Origin of the sequence: Bradyrhizobium sp. DN3, assembly GCF_041357655.1 — a bacterium.
Classification (GTDB): Bacteria; Pseudomonadota; Alphaproteobacteria; order Rhizobiales; family Xanthobacteraceae; genus Bradyrhizobium.
In genome coordinates, this window is sequence record NZ_JAULLN010000009.1 from 192,227 (window position 1) to 203,991 (window position 11,765).

Genomic DNA, 11,765 nt, shown 5'->3' on the forward strand with positions numbered 1-11,765 from the left:
TCAAGGCCTAGAAGGCGGCGCTCGTTTCAATGCCAGCCGCGGAGCGCCTCGTGACCAGCCCCAAAGACATCGTCCTGAATGCCTGGAAGACTTTTTCATCGCGCGACGCCGCGCGCATCGCGGCGCTGTTCACTGATGACGCCGAATGGATCGCGCCAAAGGGCAACGCCACCGCGATCGCGCTCGATCACTCCGACCACATGGAGGGCGCGCAAGCGATCGCGCGCTTCATCGCGCAGGAGATGCACAGACTGTTCTCGGAAATCGATATCGCCTTTCGCGGCGTCTACGCCGACGGCGATGTCGTGATCGTGGAGGAGCGAATGTGCGCCACGCTTCCCGGCGGCGCTCGTTACGAGAACGACTATTGTTTCGTGTTCACTGTGACCGGAGACAAAATCCGCGAGGTGCGCGAATACATGGATACGCGCAAGGGATGGCGGATGGTGTTCGGTGAGGAGGTGTGACGAGCCGGGCTGCGCAACTTCGCTGCGTGCCAGCCCTGCAACGGCGTGGGTTGAGCGGATTGGCCCGCTGACATAAGGCTTCTCCCATGGATCAGCGGACGAGCGGCGCTGACGCTCTCATTCAGAAGAACGACGCGGCGCCGGCATTGCTCGGCGTGGTTTGCGGGCTGTCCGCAGCGCTGTTCTGGGCTCTCGGCTTCGTCGGCACGCGGCACGGCCTCAAAGTCGGCTTCACGCCGGTCGATCTGCTCGTGCATCGCTATGTCTGGTCAGGGATCGCGTTCCTGCCGCTGGTCTTGCGCGCCGGCATCTCCGATCTCTGCGGCATCGGCTGGGGCAGGGGCCTTGCGCTGATGGTGCTGGGCGGCCCGGTGATGGCGCTGATCTCCTACACCGGTTTCCTGTTCGTGCCGCTTGGACATGGCAGCGTGATCCAGCCCTCCAGCGCGACGCTTGGCGGCCTGCTGCTCGCCGCATTGTTCCTGAAAGAGAAGATCTCCGCCTCGCGGCTTGCCGGCGCTCTCGTCATCGTCGGCGGCCTTGGTGTGATCGGCGCGGAATCGATCGGGCATATCGGCGCCGACGGCGTGCAGGGCGATCTGATCTTCGTGCTCACCGGATTCATGTTCGCGGGCTTCGGCGCGCTGCTGCGGCACTGGCGCGTCTCCGCGGTGTCGGCCGCGCTCGTCATCAACGTGCTGTCGCTGCTGCTCTTGCCGATCTACCTCGCGACCGGCGGGCTTGCCCGCATCGCCGCGATCGGCATCACCGAGAACGCGATCCAGGCGCTGGCGCAGGGCGTGCTCGCAGGTCCCGCCGCGCTCTATCTCTACGCGGTCTCCGTCCAGCGTCTCGGCGTCGCCCGGGCCGCGGTATTTCCCGCGATCGTGCCGGCGCTGACGCTTCTGGTCGGCTGGCTCCTGCTCGGGGAGCCGCCGACGGCACTCCAGGCCGCGGGCCTAGTGACGGTGCTGTGCGGGTTTTACCTGGCGCAGCGGCAAAGATAGGCGCGACCTTACGCCTTCCGCACGAACTCCGATTTCAAATTCATCGCGCCGATGCCATCGATCTTGCAGGCGATGTTGTGGCCGTCGCTGGCGTCCTGGAGGCGGATGTTGCGGACCTTGGTACCGCCTTTGACGACCGAGGAGGAGCCCTTGATCTTGAGGTCCTTGATCACGATGACGCTGTCGCCGTCGGCCAGCACATTGCCGTTGGCATCGCGCACGCCTGCCTCGGGCGCGGCTTCCGCGGCCGCATCGGCCGTGCCGCTCCATTCATGGCCGCATTCCGGACAGACCCAGAGACCGCGGTCCTGATAGGCGTGCTCGGAGTTGCAGCTCGGACATTTCACGGCATCGTCCATCGTCGATTCATCCCCTGTTCGGCCCCTGTGGGCGGGCGCACCGTAGGGGCGGGAACGGGGAAAGCAAGGAAAATCCGGCCTCTGCCGCGCGGCCCGGCAAGCTCCCATCATCGTGACGCAGCAATTGACGGCTATGGCTTGTGCTTTGCCTCACCAAGCATAGCTGATCGGAAAGCGGATGTCCGCCTCATCCCCTTCCATGTAACATCACGGCATGAGCGAGATCGAAACCCTGTTCGGTGTCCTGCGTCAGTCGGCCGACGCGCCCGTCATCGACATGCTCGAGCGCATGGTGCGGGAGGGGCCGGACCATGCCCTGTGCAAGATGAACGCGCTGCATCTGGCGAGGACGGCGGGTCTCGGCGAGGAGCAGGTGATCGCGGGGCTGCTGCATGCGGTCGGGCTCGGCATCCTCGAGATGACCTGGAACGTGATGTGCCCGAGCTGCGCCGGCGTGCTCTCGGCCAACAAGAGCCTGAAGACGGTCAACAGCCCGCAATATCATTGCGCCTTCTGCGCCGCCGGCTACGAGACGACGCTCGACAATCTGGTCGAAGTGACCTTCGCGGTCAGTCCGCGCGTGCGCAGGATTGCGGCGCATAATGCCGAGGAGCTGCCGCTCGCCGAATATTACCGCCAGGTGTTCTGGAGCTCGGCGATCGAGCTTCCGCCCGACCTCGACGGCTTGCTGCGCGAGCTGACGCTGGAATCCGTCGACCTGCCGCCGGGCGAGCGCGCCATTCTCTCCCTGCAAGTGCAGCCTGGCATGCTGATCGTGTTCGATCCCGTGACGCACACGGCGCAATACATCGAGGTGAAGGGCGAGGAGACGGCCGAACGCCAGACGCTGTCGCTGATCTTCAACAAGTCCGAGGTTCCCGTCGACGCCGTCAGCCTGCGCCCGGGACCGCTGCGGCTGGCGCTGGAGAACCGCACCGACAGCCGCGTGCTGCCCGCGGTGTGGGTGATGAACCAGCGGCTCGATGACCTCCTGACCCGGCGCAAGCCGAGCCTCACCGCAAAGCGCCTGCTCACCAACCAGACCTTTCGCGATCTCTACCGCACCGATACGCTGGCGATCGGCCAGCGCCTCAAGATCCTCAGCCTGACCTTCCTGTTCTCGGACCTGAAGGATTCCACCGGGCTGTACGAGCATGTCGGCGACCTCGTCGCCTTCGATCTCGTCAACGAGCATTTCCGCCTGCTGCAGGAGATCATCGCCTCCGAGCAGGGCGCCGTGGTCAAGACCATTGGCGATGCCGTGATGGCGACCTTCGAGACGCCCGACCGCGCCATTGCGGCTGCGATCCGCATGCGCGAGGCCATGAGCGAGCTCGGCGCCCAGCGCCAGCACCAGGGCCTGTTGCTCAAGATGGGTATCCACGAAGGCTCGTGCCTCGCCGTCACCCTCAACGGCCAGCAGGACTATTTCGGCCAGACCGTGAACATCGCCTCTCGCGTCCAGGGCTTGGCGGCCTCGCGCGCGATCGTGGTGACGGAGGCGGTGGTCGACAACGCCGAGACGCGGACGCTGCTGGATGCCGGCGGCCTCAACCCGACCCGTCGCAGCGTCGCGCTGAGCGGGATCGCGGACAGGGTGTCGGTGTACGAGATACCGTGAGGCTTTTCGTAGATCCCGTGAGGTTTTCGTAGCCCGGATGGAGCGTCAGCGAAATCCGGGGCAGCAGGTGCGGCGCCATCCCGGATTACGCTGACGCTCCATCCGGGCTACATTTCCCGCTATGACCTTCCTCCTCAACATCGACGTTCCCGACGTGGAGCGAGCGACGAGCTTCTATACCGCCGCATTCGGCCTGACGGTCGGCCGCCGCTTCGGCAACGACTTCGTCGAGCTGCTCGGCTGGCCGGCGCCGGTGTATCTGCTGACCAAGCAAGCGGGCACGGTGGGCGCCGGCGGCGATCGCCGCCGCTACGCGCGGCACTGGACGCCGGTGCATATCGACGTCATCGTCGACGATGTCGATGCCGCCGTCGAACGCGCGCTGCGCGCCGGCGCGATCCTCGAGGTTGCCGCAAGCGATGCGCCCTATGGGCGGATCGCCATGCTGGCCGATCCGTTCGGGCACGGGTTTTGTCTGCTGGCGTTCAGCGCGCAGGGGTATGACGCGTTGCTCGGGGCGTAGGCCGAGCGTCGCCCGTCAAAACAATAAGTGCGAAAACAACCCCATGCACAGTAGGGAACTCCTTGAGAATTCACAGTTCGGCGATACCGAAATGATGTGACCCGTCGGGCAAGGCCGGGACACGCAGATGCGGACCGACTTCGGTGATCCCGAAATAGAATTTGACTCGTCGGGCAAAACAGGGGCACACTGGCATGATGGCGCCGGTGCGATGGGGAGCTGATGCGTCGCCGGGCCGCGGGGCGACATGCCAAGAGAACCGAAAAGCAAAGCGAAAAGAAAACTGAAGACCTACCAGACCTCGATCGGCTTCTACGACCAGGCAGTCGCCGCGCCCTCGATGAAGGCGGCGCTGGAGGCCTGGGGCGCCAGCTCCAATCTGTTCCATCAGGGCGTGGCCAAGGAGACCGACGATCCCGATATCGTCGCGGCGACCATGGCAAGCCCCGGCGTCGTGCTCAGGCGTCCGGTCGGCTCGAACGGCCCGTTCACCGAAAGCGCCGAGCTGCCGACCGATCTCGCCGACGAACGTAAGGCCAAGCCAAAACGTAAGCCCAAGCCGAGCAAGCGCGCGGCCAAGACCGCAAAGAAACCGTCCCGCAAGATCGACGATCGACAAGCCCGCAAGGCCGCCGCGGCCTTCGAAAAGGAAGAGCGGCGGCGCGAAGCCGAGCGCCGCAGGGAAGAGGCCGCCCGCGCCAAAGAGCGCGCGCGCCGCGACAAGGCGGTCGCGGCAGCGCAGGCGGCGCTGGACAAGGCGAAGCGCGAGCACGAGGCGCGGGCGGAGGAGATCGAGGCAGAACGGACTGCGATCGATGAACGCGCCGAGGCGGAGCAGGGCCGGTGGGACAAGCAGAGGAGGAAGCTGGAGGAGGCGGTGCGTCGGGCGCGGGAGTAGTCGGTTTGGTGCGGGCGGCAGGCGAAGCTCTACGCTGCGTTCTTCGTCATTGCGAGCCAACGGGTCCGCGCGGAGCGCGGCCCGATGACAGGCTCCGCGAAGCAATCCAGAGTTCCTCCGCCGAGGCAGTCTGGATTGCTTCGTCGCATCAGCGCAAAATTGCTACGCAATTTTGTCGCGAGCTCCTCGCAATGACGGTGGAGAGTTGCGAGCCACCATCGGTCATTCCAGCAAAGTCGCGCGCGAATTGGCTTGCCTTGCCTTGCGACCTTGAGCACTCTTGTGGGAAGGAGGCCAACGCATGAAGAAAATGACCGTCGCGTGTGCGCTCGGAACGGCCCTGGTGCTGAGCAGCCTTGGGATGTCAGGGGCTGAAGCCCGGGCGCGCAAGGCGCAAGTCGTTCGCGAACCCCAGCAGAGACTTATCGTCACGGCGCCCGTGCTCAGGCCAACGCCGTGGGATTATTATATCGTTCCACGATATCGTTATCGTCCTGAAGACGACCGGGTCGATCCCTACGGTCCGCCCCTGGTCTCGTCGTGGGTCCGCTATGAGGGGTGGCGGTGGCCATATTGGTGGTGAACAACCATCACATTCTGCGGCATGTGGAGTTCGGCCAGCGACGGACACGGAATTGACTGGCGCCTGTAGCCCGGATGAAGCGAGGCGCAATCCGGGACTGGCGCAGCTTGAGGCAAGACCCCGGATTTCGCTTCGCTCCATCCGGGCTGCGCTCGCTACGCGCCTGCACCGATCGTACGCGCTCATTTTCGCTCGACAGCTCAAGCCCTTGCGCACCTCCCAGCCTGGCCATCCGGAGAGGTTGAACGCCTCTAAGTCCAATATCGCTGCGTGCGACGTCAGCGATTAGGAAAAAATGGCAAACCTGCGACTGTCAAGGACACATCGGGGTGGAATGGCATTTATCCCCGTAATACACCCAATACTGTTAAGGGGTACGGGCGCGTATTGAGAGGATCAATCATGGCAAGTGTTGAACAATTGCGCAGACGGGACGGCGTTAACCTGGTCCAACTCGAGGCGGACATATCGTCGGTACGCTCGGGAAGCTCTATTACTTCCATTGCTCTGCCTGATTACGTCGAGCACACCGCGGGCGTGACGCGCGTCGGCGCGCTGAGCGCAGAGGCGGTCATTCGCGACTATGAGTCCGCTGCGAAAGAAATCGAGGCCATGGGCACCGAGTTGATCGACGCTGCGCAAAAATGCGAGGCGCTGACAGCCCAGGTCCATGATGCGATCGCCTTCATGCGGGAAACGGCGGCGGGGTATCGTGAAGAGGGTCGGAAGATCTTCAAGCGCATCGAAGAATGCGCGCTGTTCACCGAAGATGTCCGCAAGACATGCGAACAGGTCAAGCGCAGAATGGTCGAAGTCTCGGTCGGTCCATCTTCCGATGAGGAGCTTGAGGCGCAAGAGCCCGAGCTGAGCGGGATCGCCGCCCAGGTGACGATGAACGAGATACGGTGAGGCGGGCATAGAGCGTAGTTCGTAGGATGGGTTGAGCTCTTGCGAAACCCGTCGTCGCGCGCCAGCGTCGTTGGTATCGCTTCCGCTCGTCGCGCTACGGCGGACAAGTCGCTCCGCCCATCCTACGGTCTTGCGAAACGCATCATCTAATCGCCGTCACTCACGGCAAGCGCCTGTAGCCCGGATGGAGCCAACGGGTCGGCGCGCAGCGCCGCCCGATGACAGGCTCCGCGCAATCCGGGACCAGTGCAGCTTGGAGCAAGACCCCGGATTTCGCTTCGCTCCATCCGGGCTACGCGCGCCGCTAATCGCCGTCACCGGCCGCAAGGCGCTGAAACTGCCGTTTCATCGCGTTGACCCTGGCGACATAGCTTGCGACCAGGTGATCGCCGCAGCGCTCGCCGGCGATCATCTGAAACTTGCGGCGTGCGTAGGCTGTGGCTGGGCCTGCGCCGCAGAGATGGATGAAGGCGGCCAGGTCCTGCTTCTGCTGCGCGCTTGCCTTCACATAGCCGGTGCGGGCGAGAACGTCGGCCACTTCGCGGTCCAGATAGACCGATGCCAGCTCGATGGCATGGCCAGGGATCGCGCGGATATAGAGACTGGTGAACCCGCAACCGGTGTCGGTGACGGCGTTGCCGCGGACACAGAACCGTGCGGCCTCGGCGTAAGCGGGATCGGTCATCTGGAAAAGGCCGACGGCGCTGGAGGCGGGCCGGTAGATCGCGAGCGGATTGAAGCTCCATCGCCAGCGCCAATAGGTGCGCGCCACCGGATTGCCTGAACTCTCGACCTGCGCCAGCGCGGCCAGCAATTCCGGCGTGATCGCAGCGGTGGAATGCTTGCGGAACAGCGGCCCGTATCTCACCCAAGTCTCTGCCGGCTCCTTATCGAGGGAGTTGCCGACAAAGACGAACAGCTCAGTCGGCTTGCGGACCATCTGAGTGACGATGTTCACAAGCGCGATGGCTGCAAGCAGCATCGCCACGCCGCCCGCGATCCGCACCATCCGCGGTGCGCGCGCGAAAGTCTTCCGCGCCCACCGGGCGGCCCGCCGGACGCTACGAAGGCGAGGGAGGAGGCTGCTGCTTTTCCTTGGCATGTGCGCGGTGGGCGTAAATTGCGGAGCCTGTGGACTTAGTTAACGCTGTCCGCCTGCCCTAAAATCTCGCTTCATTTCACTCGACGGCGCCTTTTCAGGTCCCGGCTCCGCGCTGCTACGGCCGCTCCAATCCTTGCGAGAAATAACCCCCGGTTGTACGTTGCGCCGCAGAACAGTTAATTTTGTGTAAATGGATCGACTGAAATGACCGTAATCGAGAGCGTGGTGGCGGAGGCGGGGGCGGACCCGAAAATGCCACCGGGAGTGGTTGTTGAAGGTCCGCTGGTCGACGCCAAGTTTCTCGATTCCTACATCGCGTTCGGCTTCATGATCGGCGGTTCGATCGCGGCGCTGATCTGGGCATTCTGGCAAGGCATCGGCTGGGTCGAGGTTTCGGTCTTCGTCGGCATGTTCCTGCTGACCACGGTCGGGATCGGCTTCATGCATCGCTACTTCGTGCACCGGAGTTTTCGCTGCGGTCCGGTGATGCGGGCGATCTTGGCCGCGATCGCCACGCTGGCGGTGCAAGGCTCGATCCTGAAATGGGTGAGCAACCACCGCCGGCATCATCTTCACTCCGACAAGCCCGGCGACGTCCACAGCCCTTACTATGACGGATTCGGCAATCGCTATGCGAGCTTCCTCAAGGGAATGTCGCATGCGCAAGGCGGCTGGGTGTGGGACCAGGCCACCACCGATGGCGCATACTACGCCAGGGATATCTTGGCCGACCCGATCGCCATGTTCTTCACGAGGACTCGCTGGTACTGGTACGCGCTGTCGGCGGTGATCATTCCCGGCGCCATCGGCTACGCGTTCGGCGGCGTGCACGGCATGATCGGCTGCGTGTTGTTCTCCGGCCTGTTCCGCAGCTACATCATGACCATGGCCACCTCGCTGGTGAACTCGGTCTGCCATAGCGACGGCCGCTACGGCTACCGCCGCTTCGAGACCAATGACGGCACGACCAACGAATTCGTGACCACGATCCTCACCTTCGGTGAAGGTCTGCACAACAACCATCACCGGTTTCCGCGTGACGCCTACCTCTCGCACGCCTGGTACGAGATCGACATCAACGGCCTGATCATCCTGGGGCTTGGGAAGCTCGGGCTGGTGCACGACATTTTCGGTGTCGGTGCGCGGCAACGGTCTGCACAAGCGGATGCGCAGCAGGGCGGGGCCGTCGCGAGTCAGAACGCATTCGACGGTGTTGCAGAAGATCTTCGCTCGGCTGGAAGGTAGACCCGTAGCCCGGATGAGCGAAGCGATATCCGGGACCTTTGGCGCCGAAAGCATTCCCCGGATGTCGCTTCGCTCATCCGGGCTACGCTCGCTCTTGGGGATTGTCCCATTGCGGAAACACCCTCTCCCCAACCCTCTCCCGCAAGCGGGAGAGGGAGTGCACCTCCGTTGTAGCAATCAAACCTGATCACATCACGCTCTAAAGGCGAGTCGAAGCCGCAGCTCGTAGGGCTTCAAATCCAATCGCGCCTTCGGGAAACAAGCCCGCGCCTTGCGGGCTCACCAATCCGGATAGCCGTAAGGGTCGGGCATATAGGGCGGAGGCATCCAGGGGCCTCGCGGCGGTCGGGGCCGCCGGGGTTCGGCCGCCGGTACGTGCGGCCGGGCATGCGCATCGTTGTTCATCACACTCCGCGCGACGGGCTTGGTGGTTGCAGACGCGGATGAAGCGCTCAGTTGCGTTTGCAGCGCCTGGACCTGTGCGGCAAGGCGCGCATTGTCCGCCGCATCCTTCTCCTGCGCCGCCTTGAGCTGTTGAATGGTGTCGGCCTGCTCACGCAGGGTCTGGTCGTTGCGGCTTTTCAGTTGCTCGAGCTTGCCGTTAATGCTCGCAAGCTCGCTCGTGATGGCCTTGAGCGATTGCGCGAGATCAGACGATGACGGGTCAGGCGCTGGCGCTGCGGCGGCAGGCTTTGGGGCGCTTTCCGTGTCCTTGGCGACCGGCGGCGCGGGCACCGGGCTCGGCTCATCCGCAACAGCCAGTTGCACTGCCGGCGGCTGCGCCGGACTTTCCACCGCGGACGCTTGCTGGGAGCTGCTCGCAGCCGGCGGAGACCATCGTGCCATGATCGACTTGCTGATCGATTTGGCCTCATCGCGATATTGCGAAGCGAAGGCGGCACCGAGAAGGCCGATCGCCAGCACGAGGCCGACCAAAGCGCGCACCATGGTCCGATCTCCCTTCAAGCCTTGATCGCGAACCCCGGCATTCGGAACTTTGGTATCCGGCGTCGGCGCCTTGTTTCCGGAAGTTGCGGCTGCCGTCCTACCGGCGGTTGCGTGCGAGGTCCGCTGGCCTTCGCTGTCGCGTTCCATTCCGGAAACCAGCCGGTCGAGCCGCGCAAGCTCTTCCTCCGCGCTCTTGATCCGGTCGTAGGCCCGCGTCAGCCCGCCATCGGCGCGCGCCTCATCCGGCTTGACGGTCTCGGGCTTGACGGTCTCGGGCTTGTCGGTATCAGGCTTGTCGCTATCAGGCTTGGGGTCGTTCGTTTCAGGCACCGATGCGCTCTCCATCCGGTCGGGCGTCATGGGAGGCAGTCCGATCACTGGAAGGATAGGTCTCGCCGCTGTCCAACACAACGCGTGTGCAACGGAAAAATTATGGCGGGCGCGGGAGCGGGGCGGGCGTGAGCGCGTAGGGGCTAATACCGCGACTGCGCAAAGCGCAGTTCGCAGTATGAGTCGAGCGGAGCGAAGCCGATCAACGTACCCATCGTACGGGCATCCTGTCCCCGCACCGTCGAAATACGCAACTGTCGTTAGTGACGCGTCGCGCGGATTTCGAGCGTCGTCTGGGTGAGCCTGGCCACGAACCCCTCAAAATGCATGACCCTTTGTCTGGTCATTTGTTCATGCAACCCGGCGATCTTCTGGGACTCGGCGACGAACGATTCACACGCCTGTTTCGCATACTCCATCTGAAGCTCGAAGGCCTCGACGGGTGAGCGCGCTGTCGCGAGCTTTCCCAGGAAGGCCCAGGCGTGCTCAACGGAGGTCCTGATGTAGCCGCTATAGGCATCGGCAATCGCCTGCGGGCTGGCCTGGGAGGGTTCCACCGGTGCGACGGGCGCGCTGGCAACGATCTCCATCCCGGACGGCAACGCTGCAGCCGAGGGTACCTCCGCACTGCTCTGTCGGCTCGCCTCTACCTCTTGCTTGGTCTCTTGCTTGTTCTCTTGGCTGTTCTCTTGCCTGTTCTCTTGGCTGATCCCCACCGAGGCATCCGGCAATTGATGCGCTGCAGTTGCGTGTTGCTCGTCGGCCCCGGACCGTTGCCTGGCCTTCTTCTTCCCGCCGCGCCGGCCGGATTTGCCCGTTGGCTTGTTTTCTACCGCACTCAACATTGCAAATGGCTCCTGAATATCTCTGAAGCCGCAAGCCTCCGCCGCGTTTGCGCTGAAATCGCGATTGTGGGTTGTCGCTTGCGTGGCCGCCATGTGGTGAGATTTTGCCGGATACCGGCAGGTCCGTAGGATGGGTCGAGCGGAGCGAAACCCATCAATGTCGATCCGCGAATGATGGGTTTCGCAAGGGCTCTACCCATCCTACGAGCTGCAATCCGGTCAGGGCCGTTGGCTTACGCGACGAGACTTACTTCGCAGCAGGCTTGCCCCCAGCTATGAGCTTCGCATTAAGCGAAGCCTTTTTCGCCGCGGCAACCGCCGGGCCCACGTAAAAGTGGTCGAACAGTTCTTCGATTACTTCGAGACACCACTCCGCCTCGTGAGGCTCGACCTCGATCAGCTGAAGGGTGGTCTTATCGTTGATGGGATGGGCGGAAAAATTTCCAAAGTTGCGGATCGCATCGATGGTTTCACGAAGCTTGCTCGGCAGTGCTTTCTTCGGATCGGCCTCATCCAGCAACTGCTCGATTTCACGAGCTAAGTCTTTGTCCTTGTAGCCGGCCGCGCGCAATATGTTCTGGAGGCAGCGCCGCGAGAGGGCCGCAGACGCCTTCGAACTGATCGGAAGAACGTTGCATGCCTCGACGTAGTCGTTGGAGATATTCGCTGGCACTTCAGCAGGTGCCGGACCTCGATTCGCGCCGGTCGGAAAAATTTGACGCCATGGTCCAAGCGGCTGTCGATTTGCACCAATGGTCACCTCAATAGTCACTTCGGAGCATTCTGGGCAAACGCAGTTGCGGTACATCCAAGCTCCGGCAGCGTCGCCTAAATTGTCCCTCAACAAATCTTGGCCGCGTCGGAGATAGTCCACAAACCAGTTTTCATGGAAATGAATGGTACAATGAGGACACTTCATGCCATTCCG

13 protein-coding genes are annotated in these 11,765 nt (G+C 63.3%); 8 read left to right on the plus strand and 5 right to left on the minus strand.

The features are described from left to right. Positions 1-50 precede the first annotated feature (50 nt). Both AAE027_RS16075 and AAE027_RS16080 read left to right on the plus strand, forming a co-directional pair. Positions 51-467 carry a nuclear transport factor 2 family protein gene (locus AAE027_RS16075; protein ID WP_370985306.1) on the plus strand — a complete coding sequence of 139 codons (417 nt, stop codon included), beginning with the start codon at positions 51-53 and terminating at the stop codon, positions 465-467. A gap of 86 nt (positions 468-553) precedes the next feature. Beyond that, positions 554-1,474: a DMT family transporter gene (locus AAE027_RS16080; RefSeq protein WP_370985305.1), complete on the plus strand. Its 921-nt coding sequence runs from the start codon at positions 554-556 to the stop codon at positions 1,472-1,474. An 8-nt stretch (positions 1,475-1,482) separates the two neighbouring features. On the opposite strand, the gene AAE027_RS16085 is transcribed toward AAE027_RS16080, so the two are convergent. Next, complete coding sequence (locus AAE027_RS16085) at positions 1,483-1,833, minus strand: zinc ribbon domain-containing protein YjdM (protein ID WP_091888087.1); 351 nt, start codon at positions 1,831-1,833, stop codon at positions 1,483-1,485. A 214-nt stretch (positions 1,834-2,047) separates the two neighbouring features. Here AAE027_RS16085 and AAE027_RS16090 point away from each other — a divergent pair, with 214 nt between their 5' ends. The 5 genes from AAE027_RS16090 (at position 2,048) to AAE027_RS16110 (ending at position 6,367) form a co-directional block, all read left to right on the plus strand. Beyond that, positions 2,048-3,454, plus strand: a complete 1,407-nt coding sequence (locus AAE027_RS16090; RefSeq protein ID WP_370985304.1) for an adenylate/guanylate cyclase domain-containing protein — start codon at positions 2,048-2,050, stop codon at positions 3,452-3,454. A gap of 121 nt (positions 3,455-3,575) precedes the next feature. Next, positions 3,576-3,977 (plus strand): VOC family protein, encoded by a 402-nt coding sequence (locus tag AAE027_RS16095; protein WP_370985303.1) that lies wholly within the window; start codon positions 3,576-3,578, stop codon positions 3,975-3,977. A 247-nt stretch (positions 3,978-4,224) separates the two neighbouring features. Next, entirely contained in the window at positions 4,225-4,875 is a 651-nt protein-coding gene (locus AAE027_RS16100; protein ID WP_370985302.1) for a cell envelope biogenesis protein TolA, read from the plus strand. A 301-nt stretch (positions 4,876-5,176) separates the two neighbouring features. After that, positions 5,177-5,458 (plus strand): hypothetical protein, encoded by a 282-nt coding sequence (locus tag AAE027_RS16105; protein ID WP_091888080.1) that lies wholly within the window; start codon positions 5,177-5,179, stop codon positions 5,456-5,458. A 402-nt stretch (positions 5,459-5,860) separates the two neighbouring features. Beyond that, positions 5,861-6,367, plus strand: coding sequence for a hypothetical protein (locus tag AAE027_RS16110; protein WP_370985300.1), 507 nt, complete (start codon positions 5,861-5,863; stop codon positions 6,365-6,367). A gap of 304 nt (positions 6,368-6,671) precedes the next feature. Here the strand turns inward: AAE027_RS16110 and AAE027_RS16115 are convergent, their stop codons facing one another. Next, a complete protein-coding gene (locus AAE027_RS16115) occupies positions 6,672-7,469 on the minus strand; it encodes a transglycosylase SLT domain-containing protein (RefSeq protein WP_370985299.1) in 798 nt (265 codons plus the stop codon). A gap of 204 nt (positions 7,470-7,673) precedes the next feature. On the opposite strand from AAE027_RS16115, the gene AAE027_RS16120 reads away from it, so the two are divergent. Next, entirely contained in the window at positions 7,674-8,714 is a 1,041-nt protein-coding gene (locus AAE027_RS16120; RefSeq protein WP_370985298.1) for an acyl-CoA desaturase, read from the plus strand. A gap of 279 nt (positions 8,715-8,993) precedes the next feature. Here AAE027_RS16120 and AAE027_RS16125 read toward each other — a convergent pair whose 3' ends face one another. The 3 genes from AAE027_RS16125 to AAE027_RS16135 all read right to left on the minus strand — a co-directional run bounded on the left by AAE027_RS16125 (position 8,994) and on the right by AAE027_RS16135 (position 11,645). Continuing rightward, positions 8,994-10,007: a hypothetical protein gene (locus AAE027_RS16125; protein WP_370990352.1), complete on the minus strand. Its 1,014-nt coding sequence runs from the start codon at positions 10,005-10,007 to the stop codon at positions 8,994-8,996. A 245-nt stretch (positions 10,008-10,252) separates the two neighbouring features. Continuing rightward, complete coding sequence (locus AAE027_RS16130) at positions 10,253-10,930, minus strand: phasin family protein (protein ID WP_370990304.1); 678 nt, start codon at positions 10,928-10,930, stop codon at positions 10,253-10,255. Positions 10,931-11,084: 154 nt separating this feature from the next. Beyond that, positions 11,085-11,645 (minus strand): DUF4145 domain-containing protein, encoded by a 561-nt coding sequence (locus AAE027_RS16135; RefSeq protein WP_370990306.1) that lies wholly within the window; start codon positions 11,643-11,645, stop codon positions 11,085-11,087. Positions 11,646-11,765 lie beyond the last annotated feature (120 nt).

What these genes read in the sequence shown, in the direction of transcription:
- AAE027_RS16115 (WP_370985299.1), bottom strand. Translation starts at nt 7,469, where the DNA reads ATGCCAAGGAAAAGCAGCAGCCTCCTCCCTCGCCTTCGTAGCGTCCGG.
- AAE027_RS16135 (WP_370990306.1), bottom strand. Translation starts at nt 11,645, where the DNA reads ATGTACCGCAACTGCGTTTGCCCAGAATGCTCCGAAGTGACTATTGAG.
- AAE027_RS16085 (WP_091888087.1), bottom strand. Translation starts at nt 1,833, where the DNA reads ATGGACGATGCCGTGAAATGTCCGAGCTGCAACTCCGAGCACGCCTAT.
- AAE027_RS16090 (WP_370985304.1), top strand. Translation starts at nt 2,048, where the DNA reads ATGAGCGAGATCGAAACCCTGTTCGGTGTCCTGCGTCAGTCGGCCGAC.
- AAE027_RS16110 (WP_370985300.1), top strand. Translation starts at nt 5,861, where the DNA reads ATGGCAAGTGTTGAACAATTGCGCAGACGGGACGGCGTTAACCTGGTC.
- AAE027_RS16095 (WP_370985303.1), top strand. Translation starts at nt 3,576, where the DNA reads ATGACCTTCCTCCTCAACATCGACGTTCCCGACGTGGAGCGAGCGACG.
- AAE027_RS16130 (WP_370990304.1), bottom strand. Translation starts at nt 10,930, where the DNA reads ATGGCGGCCACGCAAGCGACAACCCACAATCGCGATTTCAGCGCAAAC.
- AAE027_RS16120 (WP_370985298.1), top strand. Translation starts at nt 7,674, where the DNA reads ATGACCGTAATCGAGAGCGTGGTGGCGGAGGCGGGGGCGGACCCGAAA.
- AAE027_RS16125 (WP_370990352.1), bottom strand. Translation starts at nt 10,007, where the DNA reads ATGGAGAGCGCATCGGTGCCTGAAACGAACGACCCCAAGCCTGATAGC.
- AAE027_RS16105 (WP_091888080.1), top strand. Translation starts at nt 5,177, where the DNA reads ATGAAGAAAATGACCGTCGCGTGTGCGCTCGGAACGGCCCTGGTGCTG.
- AAE027_RS16080 (WP_370985305.1), top strand. Translation starts at nt 554, where the DNA reads ATGGATCAGCGGACGAGCGGCGCTGACGCTCTCATTCAGAAGAACGAC.
- AAE027_RS16100 (WP_370985302.1), top strand. Translation starts at nt 4,225, where the DNA reads ATGCCAAGAGAACCGAAAAGCAAAGCGAAAAGAAAACTGAAGACCTAC.